The sequence below is a fragment of the Streptomyces sp. NBC_00252 genome (assembly GCF_036187565.1).
Lineage (GTDB): Bacteria > Actinomycetota > Actinomycetes > Streptomycetales > Streptomycetaceae > Streptomyces.
In genome coordinates this window covers 6,935,442-6,949,321 of record NZ_CP108087.1, presented here as the reverse complement: position 1 = coordinate 6,949,321, position 13,880 = coordinate 6,935,442, and the positions used below count along the sequence as shown (strand labels likewise).

Genomic DNA, 13,880 nt, shown 5'->3' with positions numbered 1-13,880 from the left:
GCGGGCGCGGGTATGAAATGAGCCCCGGTCCAGGGGTCAGGTCCCGGACCGGGGCTGTCTGAGGGGACGGCGTCCCGGATCAGACGTTAATCGTCGTCGCGACCCTGCGGTCGGTGATCGAGCGCCCGGCCTGGATCTCGTACGAACCCTTTACAAATGCCCACGCGTTCGCCGTCTCATCCCACATCTCGAAAGATCGGCGCGGAAGTTCGAGCACCACGTCGACGCTCTCGCCGGGGCCGGCCTCGACCCCGGCGAAGCCGGCCAGCCAGCGGGCGGGACGCTCCGGGTCGGTCTCGACGGGGGCCAGATAGACCTGGACGACCTCACGGCCGTGCCGGGCACCGGAGTTGGTGATCCGCACGGTGACGGACGTACCGTCCGCCTCGACGGCGTCGTAGCTCCAGTCGGTGTAGCCGAGGCCGTGTCCGAAGGGGTACGACGGGGTGCGGCCCTCCTTCTCCCAGGCGCGGTAGCCGATGAACACGCCCTCGGTGTACGGGAGTTCGCCGTTCTCCGGGGTGACCTGGGTGACCGGGGCGTCGGTCAGGGAGCCCCAGGTGGTGGGGAGGCGGCCGCCGGGTTCATGGGCGCCGGTGAGGACGTCGGCGAGGGCGGCGCCGCCCTCCTGGCCGGGGAACCAGCCGAGCAGCACGGCGGCGACCTCGTCGCGCCAGGGCAGTTCGACCGGGGAGCCGGCGTTGACGATCACCACGGTGTTCGGGTTGGCGGCGGCGACGGCGTGCACCAAGTCGTCCTGGCGGCCCGGGAGTCGCAGGTCCGTGCGGTCGTAGCCCTCGGACTCGACGCGTTCGGTGGTGGCGACCACGACGACGGCGGTGTCGGCGGCGCGGGCCGACTCGACGGCTTCGGCGATCAGTTCGTCGGGGTCGCGCTGCGGTTCCTGGTGGACGAGGGTGAAGCCGACGACCTTGAGGTCGCGGTTCTCGGCGAAGCTCACGACGTAGGTCAGGGACACCTCGACCGGGGTGCCGGCGGTGAGTTCGACGCGGGCGCGGGGTTCGGGCGAGCCGAAGAAGGAGCCGAACGGGTCCTCCTTGATGGGGCGTTGGACGTCGTCGTAGTACGTCGTGCCGCCGACGGCGAGGGTGAAGGCGCCGAGTCCCTTGATGCCGAAGGTGTGTTCACCGGTGTCGCGCGGGGTGAAGGTGCCGACGAGTTCGACGGTGTGGAGGGTGTCGTGGGTGACGCCCTCGGGGAGGTCGTCACCCATCCACCGGAGCTGTCCGCTGGGTGCGTCGGCGCTGCCGATGACCTGGCCCGCCGCATCGCGGCAGACGGCGCGCAGCGCGAACCCCTTGTCGGCGTCGGCGAGTTCGGTGTTCGGATCGGCGCCGACCGCGTAGGTGAGGGCGCCTTCGGGGAGGGCGGCGGTGAGGCCGTCGAGCGGGGAGACGACGTGCGGCGGGAAGACGATGGCGGAACCGCCGCCGAGGACGCGGGCGTCGCGGGCGGCGGCGCCGAGGAGCGCGACGGTGCCGCCGGGCCGTAGCGGCAGGGCGTCGTTCTCGTTCCGGACGAGGACGAAGGAGCGGCGGGCGATCTCGCGGGCGAGTGCCTCTCCGTCGACGGGGGACGGGAGCCGGTCCTCCGCGACAACCGGCTCGGTGCCGTCCAGGATGCCGACACGGGCGGCGAGCCGCAGCACGTTCCGTACGGCGGCGTCGACGGCGGCCTCCTCGACCTCGCCGTCGCGCACGGCCTGCGCGAGGGCCTCGCCGTAGACGGTCTTCGGGCCGGGCATGGCGACGTCGAGGCCGCCCTCGATGGTGCCGACGGTGGAGCGGGCGGCGGTCCAGTCGGAGACGTTGAAGCCGTCGAAGCCCCATTCGCCGCGCAGGACCTCGTTCACCAGATAGCGGTGCTCGCTCATCGTGGTGCCGTTGACCGTGTTGTACGCGGTCATGATGCCCCAGGGGTGGGCGTTCTCGACGATGTGCTCGAAGGGGGCCAAGTACAGCTCGCGCAGGGCGCGTTGGGAGATCAGGTTGTTCACGGTGAAGCGGTCGGTCTCGGCGTCGTTGGCGACGAAGTGCTTGACGGTGGTGCCGACTCCGCCCGCCTGTACGCCGGTTACATACCCGGCGCCGATCCGCCCGGTGAGGTACGGGTCCTCGCTGTACGCCTCGAAGTGCCGGCCGCCGAGCGGGGAGCGGTGCAGGTTGACGGTCGGCGCGAGGAGCACGTGGACGCCCTTGCGACGGGCCTCCTGAGCGAGCAACACGCCCGCCCGGTGGGCGAGTTCGGGGTCCCAGCTGGCAGCCAGGGCGGTCGGGGACGGCAAGGCGACGGACGGGTCGGCGGCGGTCCAGCGCACGCCGCGGACGCCGATCGGGCCGTCCGACATGACGAGGGACTTCAGGCCGATCTCCGGGAGCGCGGGCAGGGACCACATGTCCTGTCCGGCGAGCAGCCGCGTCTTGGCGTCGAGGCCAAGCCTGCCGAGTGCCGCCTCGACGACCGCGTCAACCGCTCCGACCGCTTCACGGGTTCCCGCCATCCCGGTGCCTCCTCGTTGAGTCCGTGGTGAGCCCACGGTGAGTCCGTGTGGTGCCTCCATCGTGCATCGGTTACCTGTAGAGCGGTAGGTTTCGTAACCTTGCTGTTATGTGAACGGTCGCCGGGTGTCGTACGGTGACGCCATGAACGCCACGAACTCCAGGACCCGGCGCGAGGAGCGGCGCGCCGAGATCGTCCGGGCGGCGCTGGAGGTGATCGCCGAGCGCGGCTACCGGGGCACGAGCCTGGCGGCGGTGGCGGAGCGCGTCGGCCTGACCCAGCAGGGCCTGCTGCACTACTTCCCGACGAAGGACGCGCTGCTCGTGGCCGTCCTGGAGGAGCGCGACCAGTGGGACGCGGTGCCGGACAGCCGCTGGCGCGTCGACCTCCTGGCCTCGCTGGTCGAGTACAACGCGATGCGCCCCGGGATCATCCAGACCTTCTCCGCCCTCCTCGGCGAGAGCGTCACGGAGGGCCATCCGGCCCGGGACTACTTCACCGAGCGCTACACCCGCGTGCGGGGGAGCATGGCGGGCGTCCTGCGCGCCGAGTACGGCGACCACCTGCCGAACGGCCTCACGCCCGAGCGGGCGGCCCCGCTGCTGGTGGCGGTGATGGACGGCCTGCAGTACCAGTGGCTGCTGGACCCGGAGTCGGTGGACATGCCGGGTGCGTTCAGGGACTTCCTGGCCCTGCTGGGCGAGAGCTGACGGCCGGTCAACTCACCGCATCAGCTTGGCTATTGATGCCAGACCACGGCGAGCGTCTTGCTCACCACGCACACGAGGGCGAGGACGAGGGCCCAGTCGTAGGCCCCGGCGAGGACGAGGGCGGCCACCCCGGCCCCGAACCACACCACCTCGAACGCGACCCGCCCGGCCCCCCGCACCTTGTACCTGGCCTTCGGCGAGCCGCACAGCCCCCACACCACGGCCAGCACGACCGGGCCGCCGATCCCGAGCAGCCAGGCCGACGGCGTGGCGACGTCCCGCGTGAACCCCCAGTACCCGACGGCGACCAGGGCGCCCAGCTCGATGGCGAAGAGGACGCCGAGGTTCGCTGTCTTCGCTGTCTTCATGGGCGGCAGTATCACCCGGAGGCGATCACTCCGTCCCGGGGACGGCGGCCACGACTTCCACCTCGATGAGCGCCTCCGCCCGGAACAGCCGCGACACCTCGAAGGTCATGCTGGTGGGCGGGGTCCCGGTGAGGAACTCCCTTCGTACGGCGCCGTATTCGGCGAGGGCGTTGATGTCGGTCAGGTAGGTGCGGATGTTGATGATGTCGGCGAGCGTCGCGCCGTGGGCCCCGAGGAGGGCGTCGATGGTCTCGAAGACGCCGCGGCTCTGCTCGGCGAGGGTGGCACCCTCCGCGATCTGGCCCGAGAGGAACAACAGGGCGCTCCCGTCGGCGTGTTCGACACGGGCGACCTGGGAGTAGTAGGGGCTCAGGGGCCGGGGCGCGGAAGCCGGGTCGTCCAGGGTGATCTGCATGGCGCCGACGCTAGGTCCGGCCCCGCGGTGCGACAAGCGAATGTCTAGCATGGGTGACATGCCCAACCAGCATGGCAGTTCGGCGAACGGCTCCCTCCCCGACCTCTCCACCGTCTGGCTGCGGGTGTTCCTCGCGGTCGCCGGGACCGGCTCGTTCACGGTGACCGCGCGGGCGCTCGGCTGGACCCAGTCGGCGGTGTCCCGGCAGATCTCCTCGCTGGAACTGGCCCTCGGCGGGGCGCCGTTGTTCGACCGGCTGCCGAGGGGGGTGCGGCTCACGGAGGCGGGGCGGGTGCTCGTACCGTACGCCGAGGCGGTGGCCGAGTCCCTGCACGGGGCGGTCCGTGAGCTGATGGCGTTGCGTGAAGTGGCCGGTGGGCGGGTCCGGTTCGGGGCGTTCGCGACGGCGGACTCGGCGCTGGTGCCGCGCGCCCTGGCGACCTTCCGGACCCGGCATCCGGGGGTACGGCTCTCCCGCGAGGAGGGCCTCACCCCGCGCCTCCTGGACCGGCTGACGTCCGGACACCTGGACCTGGCGATCGTCTCCACGACGGGACGGGCACCGCTCGACACCTACGAACTCCACCACCTCCTCGACGAGTCGCTCTACGTCGCCGTACCGGCCGACCACCCCCTGGCGGGCCAGGGCCCCGTCCGCCTCTCCCAACTCGCCGACGCCGACTGGATATCGGGCAGCCCCCGCCCCGAGGGCACCCTCCTCGACGCGGCCCTGCGGCAGGGGTTCCGGCCGCGCATCGCGCATGTCGTCGCCGAGTGGACCGCGAAGGAGGGCTACGTCGCCGCCGGCCTCGGCGTCACCCTGGTGCCGTCCCTCGCGGCCGACGCCGTCCGCCCGGACCTCGCACTGCTGCCGGTCCTTGACGAGGGCGCTCCGGCGCGGGCGGTGTACGCGGCGACGGTGCGGGGGCGGGCGCTGTCGGCGGCGACGGAGGCGTTCCTCGGGGTGCTGGCGGAGGAGGCCGGGCGGTACGGATCGTCGGTCCCACCCGTGGCGTAGACCACACCCGTCAGGCGATACTGCCGCCGACCCGCACCGCACCCCACTGCGACGGAAGGCATCAACGACCTTGAACGTCATACGCGTTCGGACCAGCATCCTCGGACTTGCCCTGTTGGCCGGTTTCTCCGCGCCCGGTACCGGGGCGGCGGCGGCCGACACCGCCCTGTCCCCCACCGTCGAGGAGCAGCGGCTCGACAAGGAGGTCCCCCAGGAGATCCTCGAGCACTCCGGATTCGACACCGTGGCACCGGAGTTCGGCCGGGCACTGGAAGGCGCGCACAGCTACGCGCAGGCCCGGCGGATCGTCGTACGCGAGGGGACCGCGCTGTGGCAGCGGGCCGTGGCGCGGGCGCAGGGGCGCGGACCGGCCGGCGGGGATCTGAGCCGGGACGACGACCGGCCGTTGTACTGGGCCCGGTTGGGGATGACCCGCGAAGTGCGGGGGTGGGAGCCCGGGTTCGGGATCAGTGAGCGGCAACGGGCCTCTCTGCTGTCCGAGTTGGAGGTGACCTCGCGCGGGCAGAGCAGCATCCGCTATCCGCACGAGAAGGGGGTCAAGCGGATACTCGTGACCGGGTTCGACCCGTTCACCCTCGACGCGGACATCCGGATCTCCAATCCGTCCGGGGCGACCGCGCTGGCGCTCGACGGCACGGTGATCCGGACCGCGGACGGGCCCGCGCGGATCGAGACGGCCCTGTTCCCCGTGCGGTGGGCCGACTTCGCGGACGGGAGCGTGGAGCGGGCGCTGCGGCCGTATCTGCCGAAGGTGGATCTGTTCACCACCGTGAGCCAGGGGCGGGTCGGCCGGTTCGACGTCGAGCGGACCAACGGGGCCTGGCGGGGCGGGTATCCGGACAACGACAACGTGTCGAGGACCGAGACCGTGCCGGTCGCCGATCCGGCCTCGCAGCCGCAGTGGACGTCAACCACCTTGCCGTACAAGGCGATCGTGGCCGCCGACACCGGGCGGTTCCCGGTGTACGACCACACCGAGGTGACCGAGATACCGGCCGGCGGCACCGATCCCGTCGTACGGCCCGACGGGCCCACCGAGGGGTCCACGGCGCGTGCCGGGGGCGGTGGGAACTACCTCTCCAACGAGATCGCCTACCGGGCGACGCTGCTACGGGACCGGCTCGGGCTGCACGACTCGTTGCCGGGCGGTCATATCCACACGCCGGTCCTGCAGTTCGGGGCGGGGAACACGGACCCGGCGACGGGGACGATCACCGATCCGGAGTTCGTGCGGAACCGGGTGGACATCATCGCGCAGGTCAGGGCGATGGTGACGGTGGCGATGGACGCGTCACAGGCCGACTGACGCGGGCCCGGTCTCCGGGCCGCCCGCTTCCCTGTCGCCCTCCTCGGTCTCCTCCCCCAACAGCTCCCGCGCCATCATCGTCGCCCCGGCCACCGCGCCCGGCATCAGGAACACCGCGACGAACGGGACCAGGAAGGAGAGGCCGAGGGGGGTGCCGAAGCCCCAGATGAGGGTCTTGCGGGAGCGGAGGAGGGTGAGGCGGGCGCGGAGGTCGACGCCCCGGCGCTGGAGGGCGACCGCCGTCAGTTCCTCGGTGAGGAAGAAGCCGGTGACGAAGAAGCCGATCACCGGGATGACCGTCTGGCCGATGAAGGGGACGAAGCCCAGGGCGAAGAGGAGGACGCCCCACAGGAGCGCGCGGACCAGGATGCGGAGGCTGTCGCGGGCGGAGATCCACAGTTCGCGCCAGAGCGGGAGGCCCGACTCCGGGGCGGTGCCGTCGGGCGAGATGTCCTCGTCGACCTTCTCGGAGATCGTCTCGTAGAAGGGCTGGCCTATCAGCAGCGTGACCGCCGTGAAGGTCAACACCGAGAGCAGCAGGGCGAGTACGAACAGGACCGCGGTGAGGAAACCGCGGAACAGGCCCTGCCACGGGCTCGACCAGTCGTCCGCGAACGGCGTGGTCCAGGTGACGAAGTCGTCGCCCCAGAGCGCCAGCGCGACCAGTGCCGCCACATACAGGACGAGCGTGATCAGACCGGGGACCAGCCCGAAACCGTACTGCCTCCCGTGCCGCGCGACCCAGCGCTGGCCCTTCAGGAGATAGCCGAACCCCGCTCCAAGATCATGCATGGGGCGAACTTTACTCAGCCGTACCGCACCCCGCATCGGCCCGGGTCAACTTCGGTCATTCGTACCGGTTTCCATCGAGTTCCAGGCCTCCTTGTCCCGGCCCTACGCCGTGCTCACCCCCACCACGACGGCCCCCTCCGCCGTCGGCGCCACCGCCGCCGTCACGCGGACCGCCGTCGCCCGTGCCACCCGGCCCGCGCGGGAGGTCGCCGCGAGGAGGGCCGGCTGGAGGTGTTCCAGGGCGGAGACGACAAGTTCCTCGCCCGCGACGAGAACCGGGCCCGCGACCTTCGTGGTGGCCGCTGCCGCCTCGGTGAGGTCGGCGAGCGGGGGCAGCGCGGCCCGGACCACGTTCACGCCCGCGGTCGCCGCCCGCTGTGCCAGGGCGACCTGGAACGGGAGCAGCGGGGCCAGTGCCGCCGTCAACGCCTCGGCGACGCGCCGGAGTTCGGGTGAGGAGTCGGCCAGTACGTCGGCCGCCGCCCTGATGAGCGGGGTCAGGGCCAGCAGCAGGCCCGCGGCCACGCCCGCCGCCGCGGGGAGCAGCGGCGAGGCCGCCTCGACCAGGTCGCCGAGCGCCGCCGCGAACTCCTCGACCGCCGGTTCCACCGCGTCCAGCACGGGCAGCAGGCTGTCCCCGAGCACGGTCAGCAGCGCCTGCGCCGGTGCGCTCACCGGGTGCACGGCCAGCGGGGCGCCGCTCGTGCCGAGCCGGGTCAGGGTGTCGACGACGCGGTAGAACGCCTCCTGGGCCTGCGGCGACGCGCTCGCCTCGGCCAGCCCCGCGGTGGTCTCGCGCAGCACCCTGATCGCCTCCGCGCCGGAACCGTCGCGTGGATCAAGGGTGTTGATCGCGATCCTGGTGATGTTCCCGGCCGTGTCGAGGAGTTGGCCGGTGATGTCGGTGGTGCTGCGCGCCATGCGCAGCATGTCGTCCCTGCTGGGGAGCGAAGGAAGCGTTGCCATGGGAACTCCTCGCCGTACGCGGACGTGCGCAGCCGGACACATGGAAGGACCCGGCCGCGCACCACCCACGGCACCCGCCGTATGCGTGTCGCCCGCCGCACCCGCTGCCCGGAACCGGTGACCTGTGCTCAGCATGCCCGCTCCCCGGCCCCGCGAATGCGCCATCCGGGGCATCGACGACACCGACAACTTCCTGTTCACCGTTGAGTCGAACAGGTGCGGCCCGCCGTACCGATCTCTGGAACCAAAGAGGAGGTACGCGTGCGCACCATTGCCCGAGCCGTCCCCCCGAGACCCGTTCTGATCACCGCCGTCGCCCTGACCACCGCCGCCGGCTCGCTCCTGCTCCAGCCCCGCCCGGCCGACGCCACGCCCCGGCCCGTCCCCCGCCGGGGTCCCGCACCCGATCCCGTCACGCGTGCAGGCTCCGATCCCGCCGGCCGCGAGGGCTCCGGCACCGTCGTCCGCGAGGGCTCCGGCCCCGTCGTCCGCGAGGGCTCCGGCCCCGTCGTCCGTGAAGGTTCAGGACCCGACCGTCACGTCGGTCTCGCCCCGGCCGCCGTCGCCCAGCGCGCCCTCACCGCCACCGTCCCGCGCACCGACCCCCGCCTCGGCTACCCGCGCCGCCACCTCCTCTCCGCCGACCCGGCGAACCCCGCCGACGCCTCCCGCAAGCTCGGGCTGACCCCGTACGACGGCCTCGCCCCGCGGCTGAACTCCCTCCAGCAGCTGGGTGACCGGGTGAGTGTCGAGGTCGCGGGCGTCTCGGCCGGCGGGCACCGGCTCTACCTCGTCACGGTCACCGCCCCGGAGACCGCCGACCAGGCCACCGCCCAGGAACGGATGCGCGACCTCATCGAGAACGCGCCCGTCACCGCCGCCAAGTCCACCGAGATCAGGACGAGTTACAAGATCCCGGTCCTCGTCGACGACAACATCCACGGCGACGAACGCGAGGGCACCGACGCCTCCCTCGACCTCATCCAGCAGCTCGCCACCGCCAACGACGCCCGGACCAAGGACCTGTTGGCGCACAGCCGCCTCTACTTCGACATCACCGCGAACCCCGACGGCCGCATCGCGAACACCCGCGCCAACGCCAACGGCTTCGATCTGAACCGGGACTTGATCACCGCGTCCCAGCCCGAGACCCGTACGATCCGCCGGCTCACGATCGACAAACAGCCCGCCGTCCTGCTCGACCTGCACGGGTACGTCAACGGCACCCTCATCGAGCCGACCACTCCCCCGCACGGCGAGAACTACGAGTACGACCTCTTCCTCAAGAACACCTACGCCAACGCCCTCGGCATGGAGAGCGCCGTCAACGCCCTCGGCCACACCCCGGCCAAGGACGGGGTCTCGCCCGCCCGGATCCCGTTCCGGGACCAGACGGAGGGCTGGGACGACTGGCCCCCGGTCTTCACCCCGCAGTACGCCGCCTTCCAGGGCGCGGTCGCCGCCCACACGGTCGAGATCCCGCTCCAGGTGAACAACGAGGCCTACGACACCCTCCCCGCCACCGAGCTGCGCCGCCGCGCCGCGATCAACGTGGCCGTCGCGGGCGCGGCCCTGCGCGCGACCCTCGACTTCGCCCGCTCCCACCGCAGTTCACTCATCGCCGACCAGATCGAGCTGTTCCGGCGGGGAGCCGCGGGCGCCGAGCAGGTGCCGGTGTCGGCCCGGACCGTGCCGGGGGTCCCGGGCATCGGCCCCGAGGACGTGTACACGACCGCATTCCCCCGCGCCTACACCATTGCCGCCGACACCGCGGGCGCCCGCCTCGTCGCGCACCTCCTCGCCAACGACGTCCGCGTGCTACGCGCGGCGACCGGCGCATACGTCGTCGACATGCACCAGCCCAAACGGGGCCTGGCGAACGCCCTGTTGGCCGACGGCCGGGACATCAGCGGCAAGGTGTCGGCGATGTACGACATCTCGGCGTGGAGCCTGGGCCGCCTGTGGGGCGCCACGGTCGAGCCGGTGACCGCCCTCCCCGGCACCCCCCTCACCGCCGTCACCGCGCCCTCCCCGGTCGCGTACGTCGCCCCGCACGGCGACCTCCGCCTGCGCCTCACCGACCCGGCGGAGTTCGCGGCCCTCAACTCCCTTCTCCGGCAGGGGATTCCGGTGCGCCGGGCGGCGGACGGCAGCGCGATCGTGCCGGAGCCGAAGACGGCGCCGGAGGCGGAGGCGTCCCGGGCGAAGGTGACCGAGGCCGCCAAGGCCTACGACGTGGCGTTCGAGGCCACATCCCGCACCGGCACCGCGCCGCTGCGCGCCACCCGCGTCGCCGCCGCCGTCACCCCGGGCGAGCTGTTCGCCCTGCGGGAGATGGGCTTCGACGTCACACCGGTGACGACGGACATCCTGAACGCCGGGTTCGACTGGTCGAAGGCCGATGTCCTGTTCGTCTCCACGGAGTTGGCGTACGACGGCCTGACCCCCGGCGCCCGCACCGCCCTCGGCGCCTTCCTCTCGGCCGGGCACGGACTCGTCGGCCGGGGCGTCACCGGCGCCGCCTTCGCCTCGGCGACCGGGCTGCTGACGGCGACACCCGTCGAGGGCACCGAGGAGGCCAACGGCGTTGTACGGGTGGCCGATTCCGGCCCCCTCACGAACGGCGCCCCGCGCTACGGCTTCGTCTACGCGCCGGTGTGGTTCACCGGACTCGGTGCCGGAGTGCGCGTGGAGCAGTCGTACGCGACCGGGAATCCTCTTCTCGCCGGGCACTGGCGGACGCGGGCCGACGGCTCGGGCGGTCCGGCGGACGCGGCGGGGCGCCCCTCGGTCGTCAGTGGGCGACACGCCGTCCTGTTCGGCACGGAGCCCCTCTTCCGGGATCATCCCAAGGGGGAACTCCCGCAGGTCGGGCGGGCGTTGTTCACCATGGCACAGACGAGCGACGGCACCCGAGCGACGGCTCACGCGAGCAGCGGATCAGTGGAGGAGAGCGGATGACCCAGGAGATCCACGGCACCGTGGCCGACGGCTTCGAGTCGGTGCGGACGGAGTTCGCCGCGTTCGTGGCGACGGAACGCGACGACTACGAGGGCCAGTTGTGTGCATACGTACACGGTCGGCGGGTCGTCGACCTGTGGGCGGGGCCGCCTGGTGCCGACGGCGACTCGCTCTATGGCGTGTTCTCGTCCACGAAGGGCGCCGCGCATCTGGTCGTGGCGCTGCTCGTGCAGGACGGCACGCTGGAGCTGGACCGCAAAGTGACCTACTACTGGCCGGAGTTCGCGTCCGAGGGCAAGGGCGCGCTGACGCTGCGCGAGCTGCTCGCGCACCGGGCGGGGCTGGTCGGGACCGACACCGGGTTCACGCTCGACGAGCTGGCCGACGACCGGGCGGTGGCCGAACGCCTCGCCGACCAGCGGCCGTTCTGGCGCCCGGGCACGGCCTTCGGCTATCACGCCCTGGTGATCGGCGCGTTGACCGGCGAGATCGTCCGGCGGGCCACGGGCCGTTCGCTCCAGGAGGTGCACGAGGAGCGAGTCCGCGCGCCGTACGGGCTGGATTTCTTCCTCGGGCTGCCGATGGCGCACGAGCCCCGATTCCGTACCGTCCAGCCCCTGTTGCTGTCCCCGGAGCAGGAGGCCGCGCGGGCCGCGGAGCCGTCGGGGCCGCACAGTCTCGGCTCGATCGCGTTCAACGAGCACGCGGCGCAGCCGACCGACCTCATGTCCCTGCCGAACGAGCGGTTGATCCGGGCCAAGGGCCCCGCGTCGGTCGGCGGGGTGGCGTCGGCGCGTGGACTCGCCGGGCTGTACGCGGCGGCGACCAGTGAAGTCGACGACAGGGCCGCGCTGTTGAAGCCGGACACGGTGGCCGAGTTCGGGCAGCTGCACTCCGTCGGGTACGACGTGGTGACCGGCACGCACCGGTCGTTCGGCCTGGGGTTCCAGGCGACGGCGGACGCCTGGTACCCGTTCCTCGGCGCGGGCACGATCGGCCACAGCGGCGCGGCGGGCTCCCAGGCCTTCGCGGACCCGCGCAGCGGGCTGGCCTACGGCTACACCCGGCGCCGGTTCGCGTTCCCGGGCGGGGCGGCGCCGGAGAACGTGGGACTGGTGCGGGCGGTGCACGGCGCGGCGCTGGCGCAGTGACGTCGACGAAGGCCGCACCCCGCATCAAGGGGTGCGGCCTCGTCGTGGAAGCGTCTCGCGTCAGAGCTTGACGATCATCTTCCCGGTGTTGTCCCCGCGCAGCTGGCCGAGGAACGCCTCCAGGTTGTTCTCGATGCCCTCGACGACCGTCTCGCGGTACTTCAACTCACCGGAGGCCACCCACGCGCCGACCTCCTGGACGAACTGCGGCTGCAGGTCGTAGTGGTCGCCGACGAGGAAGCCCTCGATGCGGCCGCGGGTCTGGATGAGGCGGCCGAGGTTCTTCGGGCCGGGTACGGGCTCGGTGCTGTTGTAGACCGAGATCATGCCGCAGATCGCGATGCGGCCGCGCTCGTTCAGGGAGCCGATCGCGGCTTCGAGGTGGTCGCCGCCGACGTTGTCGAAGTAGACGTCGACACCGTCCGGGGCGGCCTCGCGGAGCTGCCGGCTGACCGGGCCGTTCTTGTAGTTGAAGGCCGCGTCGAAGCCGTACTCCTCGACGAGGAGCTTGACCTTCTCGTCGGAACCGGCGGAGCCGATGACGCGGGAGGCGCCCTTGAGCTTGGCGATCTGGCCGACCTGGCTGCCGACGGCACCGGCGGCGCCGGAGACGAAGACCGAGTCGCCCTCCTTGAAGGACGCGGTGCGCAGCAGGCCCGCGTAGGCGGTGAGGCCGGTCATGCCGAGGACGCCGAGGTAGGTGGAGAGCGGGGCGAGGTCGGGGTCGACCTTGACGGCGCCCTTGGCGTCGATGGTCGCGTACTCGCGCCAGCCGCCGAAGTGCAGCACGTGGTCGCCGACCGCGAAGCCCTCGGCGTTCGACTCGACGATCTCGCCGACCGCGCCGCCCTGCATGACCTTGCCCAGCTCGAAGGGGGCGACGTAGGACTTCGCGGCGCTCATGCGGCCGCGCATGTACGGGTCGACCGACAGGTACTTGTTCCGCACCAGCACCTGGCCCTCGGCCGGGGCCCGGGTCTCGGTCTCCACCAGGGCGAAGTCCTCGGGCTTCGGCCAGCCGACCGGGCGGCTGAGCAGGTGCCATTCGCGGTTGATCATCACAAGCGCCTTTCGTTGTGCAGGGGGCCGTGCGGGGTGTCTCGCATACCACCAAATACTTCAGTACCTGAAACAACCATGCCTCTGAATATTTCATGATGTCAAGTAACGGGGTACGCTTGAGTCCATGGCCACACCCGAAAAGACGCGCCGCTCCGACCCCGTGACCATGGAGGTCGTCGAGCTGATCGGCGATGTCGTGGCGCGGTTCTACCAGGACTACGAGGAAGCGGCCGGCGACCACAGGCTCACCGGAGCCCAGGCCAGGCTGCTCAGCCTGCTCTCCCTGGAGCCCCTGCCCATGCGCAAACTGGCCCGCAGGCTGAAGTGCGAGCCGTCGAACGTCACGGGCATCGTGGACCGCCTGGAGACCCGCGGCCTGGTCGAACGCCGCCCGGACCCGGCCGACCGCCGCGTGAAGCTGGCGGCGGCCACGGAGGAGGGACGCCAGGTGGCCCGCAGCCTGCGCGAATCCCTGCGCTTCGCCCGCGAGCCCCTGGCCGGGCTGTCGGACGAGGAGCGGCTGGCGTTGCGGGGGTTGCTGCGGCGGATGCTGGAGGACTGAGCGCCGGCGCCGCGGCGGATGCCGTCGA

General features: G+C 71.9%; 12 protein-coding genes. 6 read left to right on the top strand and 6 right to left on the bottom strand.

Translation table 11 applies throughout. From position 1 onward, the window contains the following. Positions 1-79: 79 nt before the first annotated feature. On the bottom strand, positions 80-2,521 hold the full coding sequence (locus OHT77_RS30750; RefSeq protein WP_328831669.1) for a glycoside hydrolase family 3 protein: 2,442 nt from the start codon (positions 2,519-2,521) through the stop codon (positions 80-82). 124 nt (positions 2,522-2,645) lie between these two features. On the opposite strand from OHT77_RS30750, the gene OHT77_RS30745 reads away from it, so the two are divergent. After that, a complete protein-coding gene (locus OHT77_RS30745) occupies positions 2,646-3,230 on the top strand; it encodes a TetR/AcrR family transcriptional regulator (RefSeq protein WP_328831668.1) in 585 nt (194 codons plus the stop codon). A gap of 29 nt (positions 3,231-3,259) precedes the next feature. Here OHT77_RS30745 and OHT77_RS30740 read toward each other — a convergent pair whose 3' ends face one another. Both OHT77_RS30740 and OHT77_RS30735 read right to left on the bottom strand, forming a co-directional pair. Beyond that, positions 3,260-3,598, bottom strand: a complete 339-nt coding sequence (locus tag OHT77_RS30740) for a YrdB family protein (protein WP_328831667.1) — start codon at positions 3,596-3,598, stop codon at positions 3,260-3,262. A 25-nt stretch (positions 3,599-3,623) separates the two neighbouring features. After that, the gene (locus tag OHT77_RS30735; protein ID WP_328831666.1) at positions 3,624-4,013 is read right to left on the bottom strand and encodes a RidA family protein; all 390 of its coding nucleotides are present in this window, start codon (positions 4,011-4,013) and stop codon (positions 3,624-3,626) included. Positions 4,014-4,062: 49 nt separating this feature from the next. On the opposite strand from OHT77_RS30735, the gene OHT77_RS30730 reads away from it, so the two are divergent. Beyond that, positions 4,063-5,031: a LysR family transcriptional regulator gene (locus OHT77_RS30730; protein WP_328831665.1), complete on the top strand. Its 969-nt coding sequence runs from the start codon at positions 4,063-4,065 to the stop codon at positions 5,029-5,031. A gap of 70 nt (positions 5,032-5,101) precedes the next feature. After that, entirely contained in the window at positions 5,102-6,358 is a 1,257-nt protein-coding gene (locus OHT77_RS30725; RefSeq protein ID WP_328831664.1) for a pyroglutamyl peptidase, read from the top strand. On the opposite strand, the gene OHT77_RS30720 is transcribed toward OHT77_RS30725, so the two are convergent. Next, a complete protein-coding gene (locus OHT77_RS30720; RefSeq protein ID WP_328831663.1) occupies positions 6,344-7,150 on the bottom strand; it encodes an EI24 domain-containing protein in 807 nt (268 codons plus the stop codon). The two genes, OHT77_RS30725 and OHT77_RS30720, sit on opposite strands and share 15 nt — an antisense overlap. A 102-nt stretch (positions 7,151-7,252) precedes the next feature. Beyond that, complete coding sequence (locus OHT77_RS30715; RefSeq protein ID WP_328831662.1) at positions 7,253-8,116, bottom strand: hypothetical protein; 864 nt, start codon at positions 8,114-8,116, stop codon at positions 7,253-7,255. A 261-nt stretch (positions 8,117-8,377) separates the two neighbouring features. On the opposite strand from OHT77_RS30715, the gene OHT77_RS30710 reads away from it, so the two are divergent. Beyond that, positions 8,378-11,077 carry a M14 family zinc carboxypeptidase gene (locus OHT77_RS30710; RefSeq protein WP_328831661.1) on the top strand — a complete coding sequence of 900 codons (2,700 nt, stop codon included), beginning with the start codon at positions 8,378-8,380 and terminating at the stop codon, positions 11,075-11,077. Then, entirely contained in the window at positions 11,074-12,228 is a 1,155-nt protein-coding gene (locus OHT77_RS30705) for a serine hydrolase domain-containing protein (protein ID WP_328831660.1), read from the top strand. The genes OHT77_RS30710 and OHT77_RS30705 overlap by 4 nt, the downstream gene beginning before the upstream one ends. Positions 12,229-12,288: 60 nt before the next feature. Here the strand turns inward: OHT77_RS30705 and OHT77_RS30700 are convergent, their stop codons facing one another. After that, positions 12,289-13,287 carry an NADP-dependent oxidoreductase gene (locus OHT77_RS30700; RefSeq protein WP_328831659.1) on the bottom strand — a complete coding sequence of 333 codons (999 nt, stop codon included), beginning with the start codon at positions 13,285-13,287 and terminating at the stop codon, positions 12,289-12,291. Positions 13,288-13,414: 127 nt separating this feature from the next. Between OHT77_RS30700 and OHT77_RS30695 the strand changes: the two genes are divergently transcribed. Next, positions 13,415-13,852 (top strand): MarR family winged helix-turn-helix transcriptional regulator, encoded by a 438-nt coding sequence (locus tag OHT77_RS30695; RefSeq protein ID WP_328831658.1) that lies wholly within the window; start codon positions 13,415-13,417, stop codon positions 13,850-13,852. The last annotated feature ends 28 nt before the right edge of the window (positions 13,853-13,880 follow it).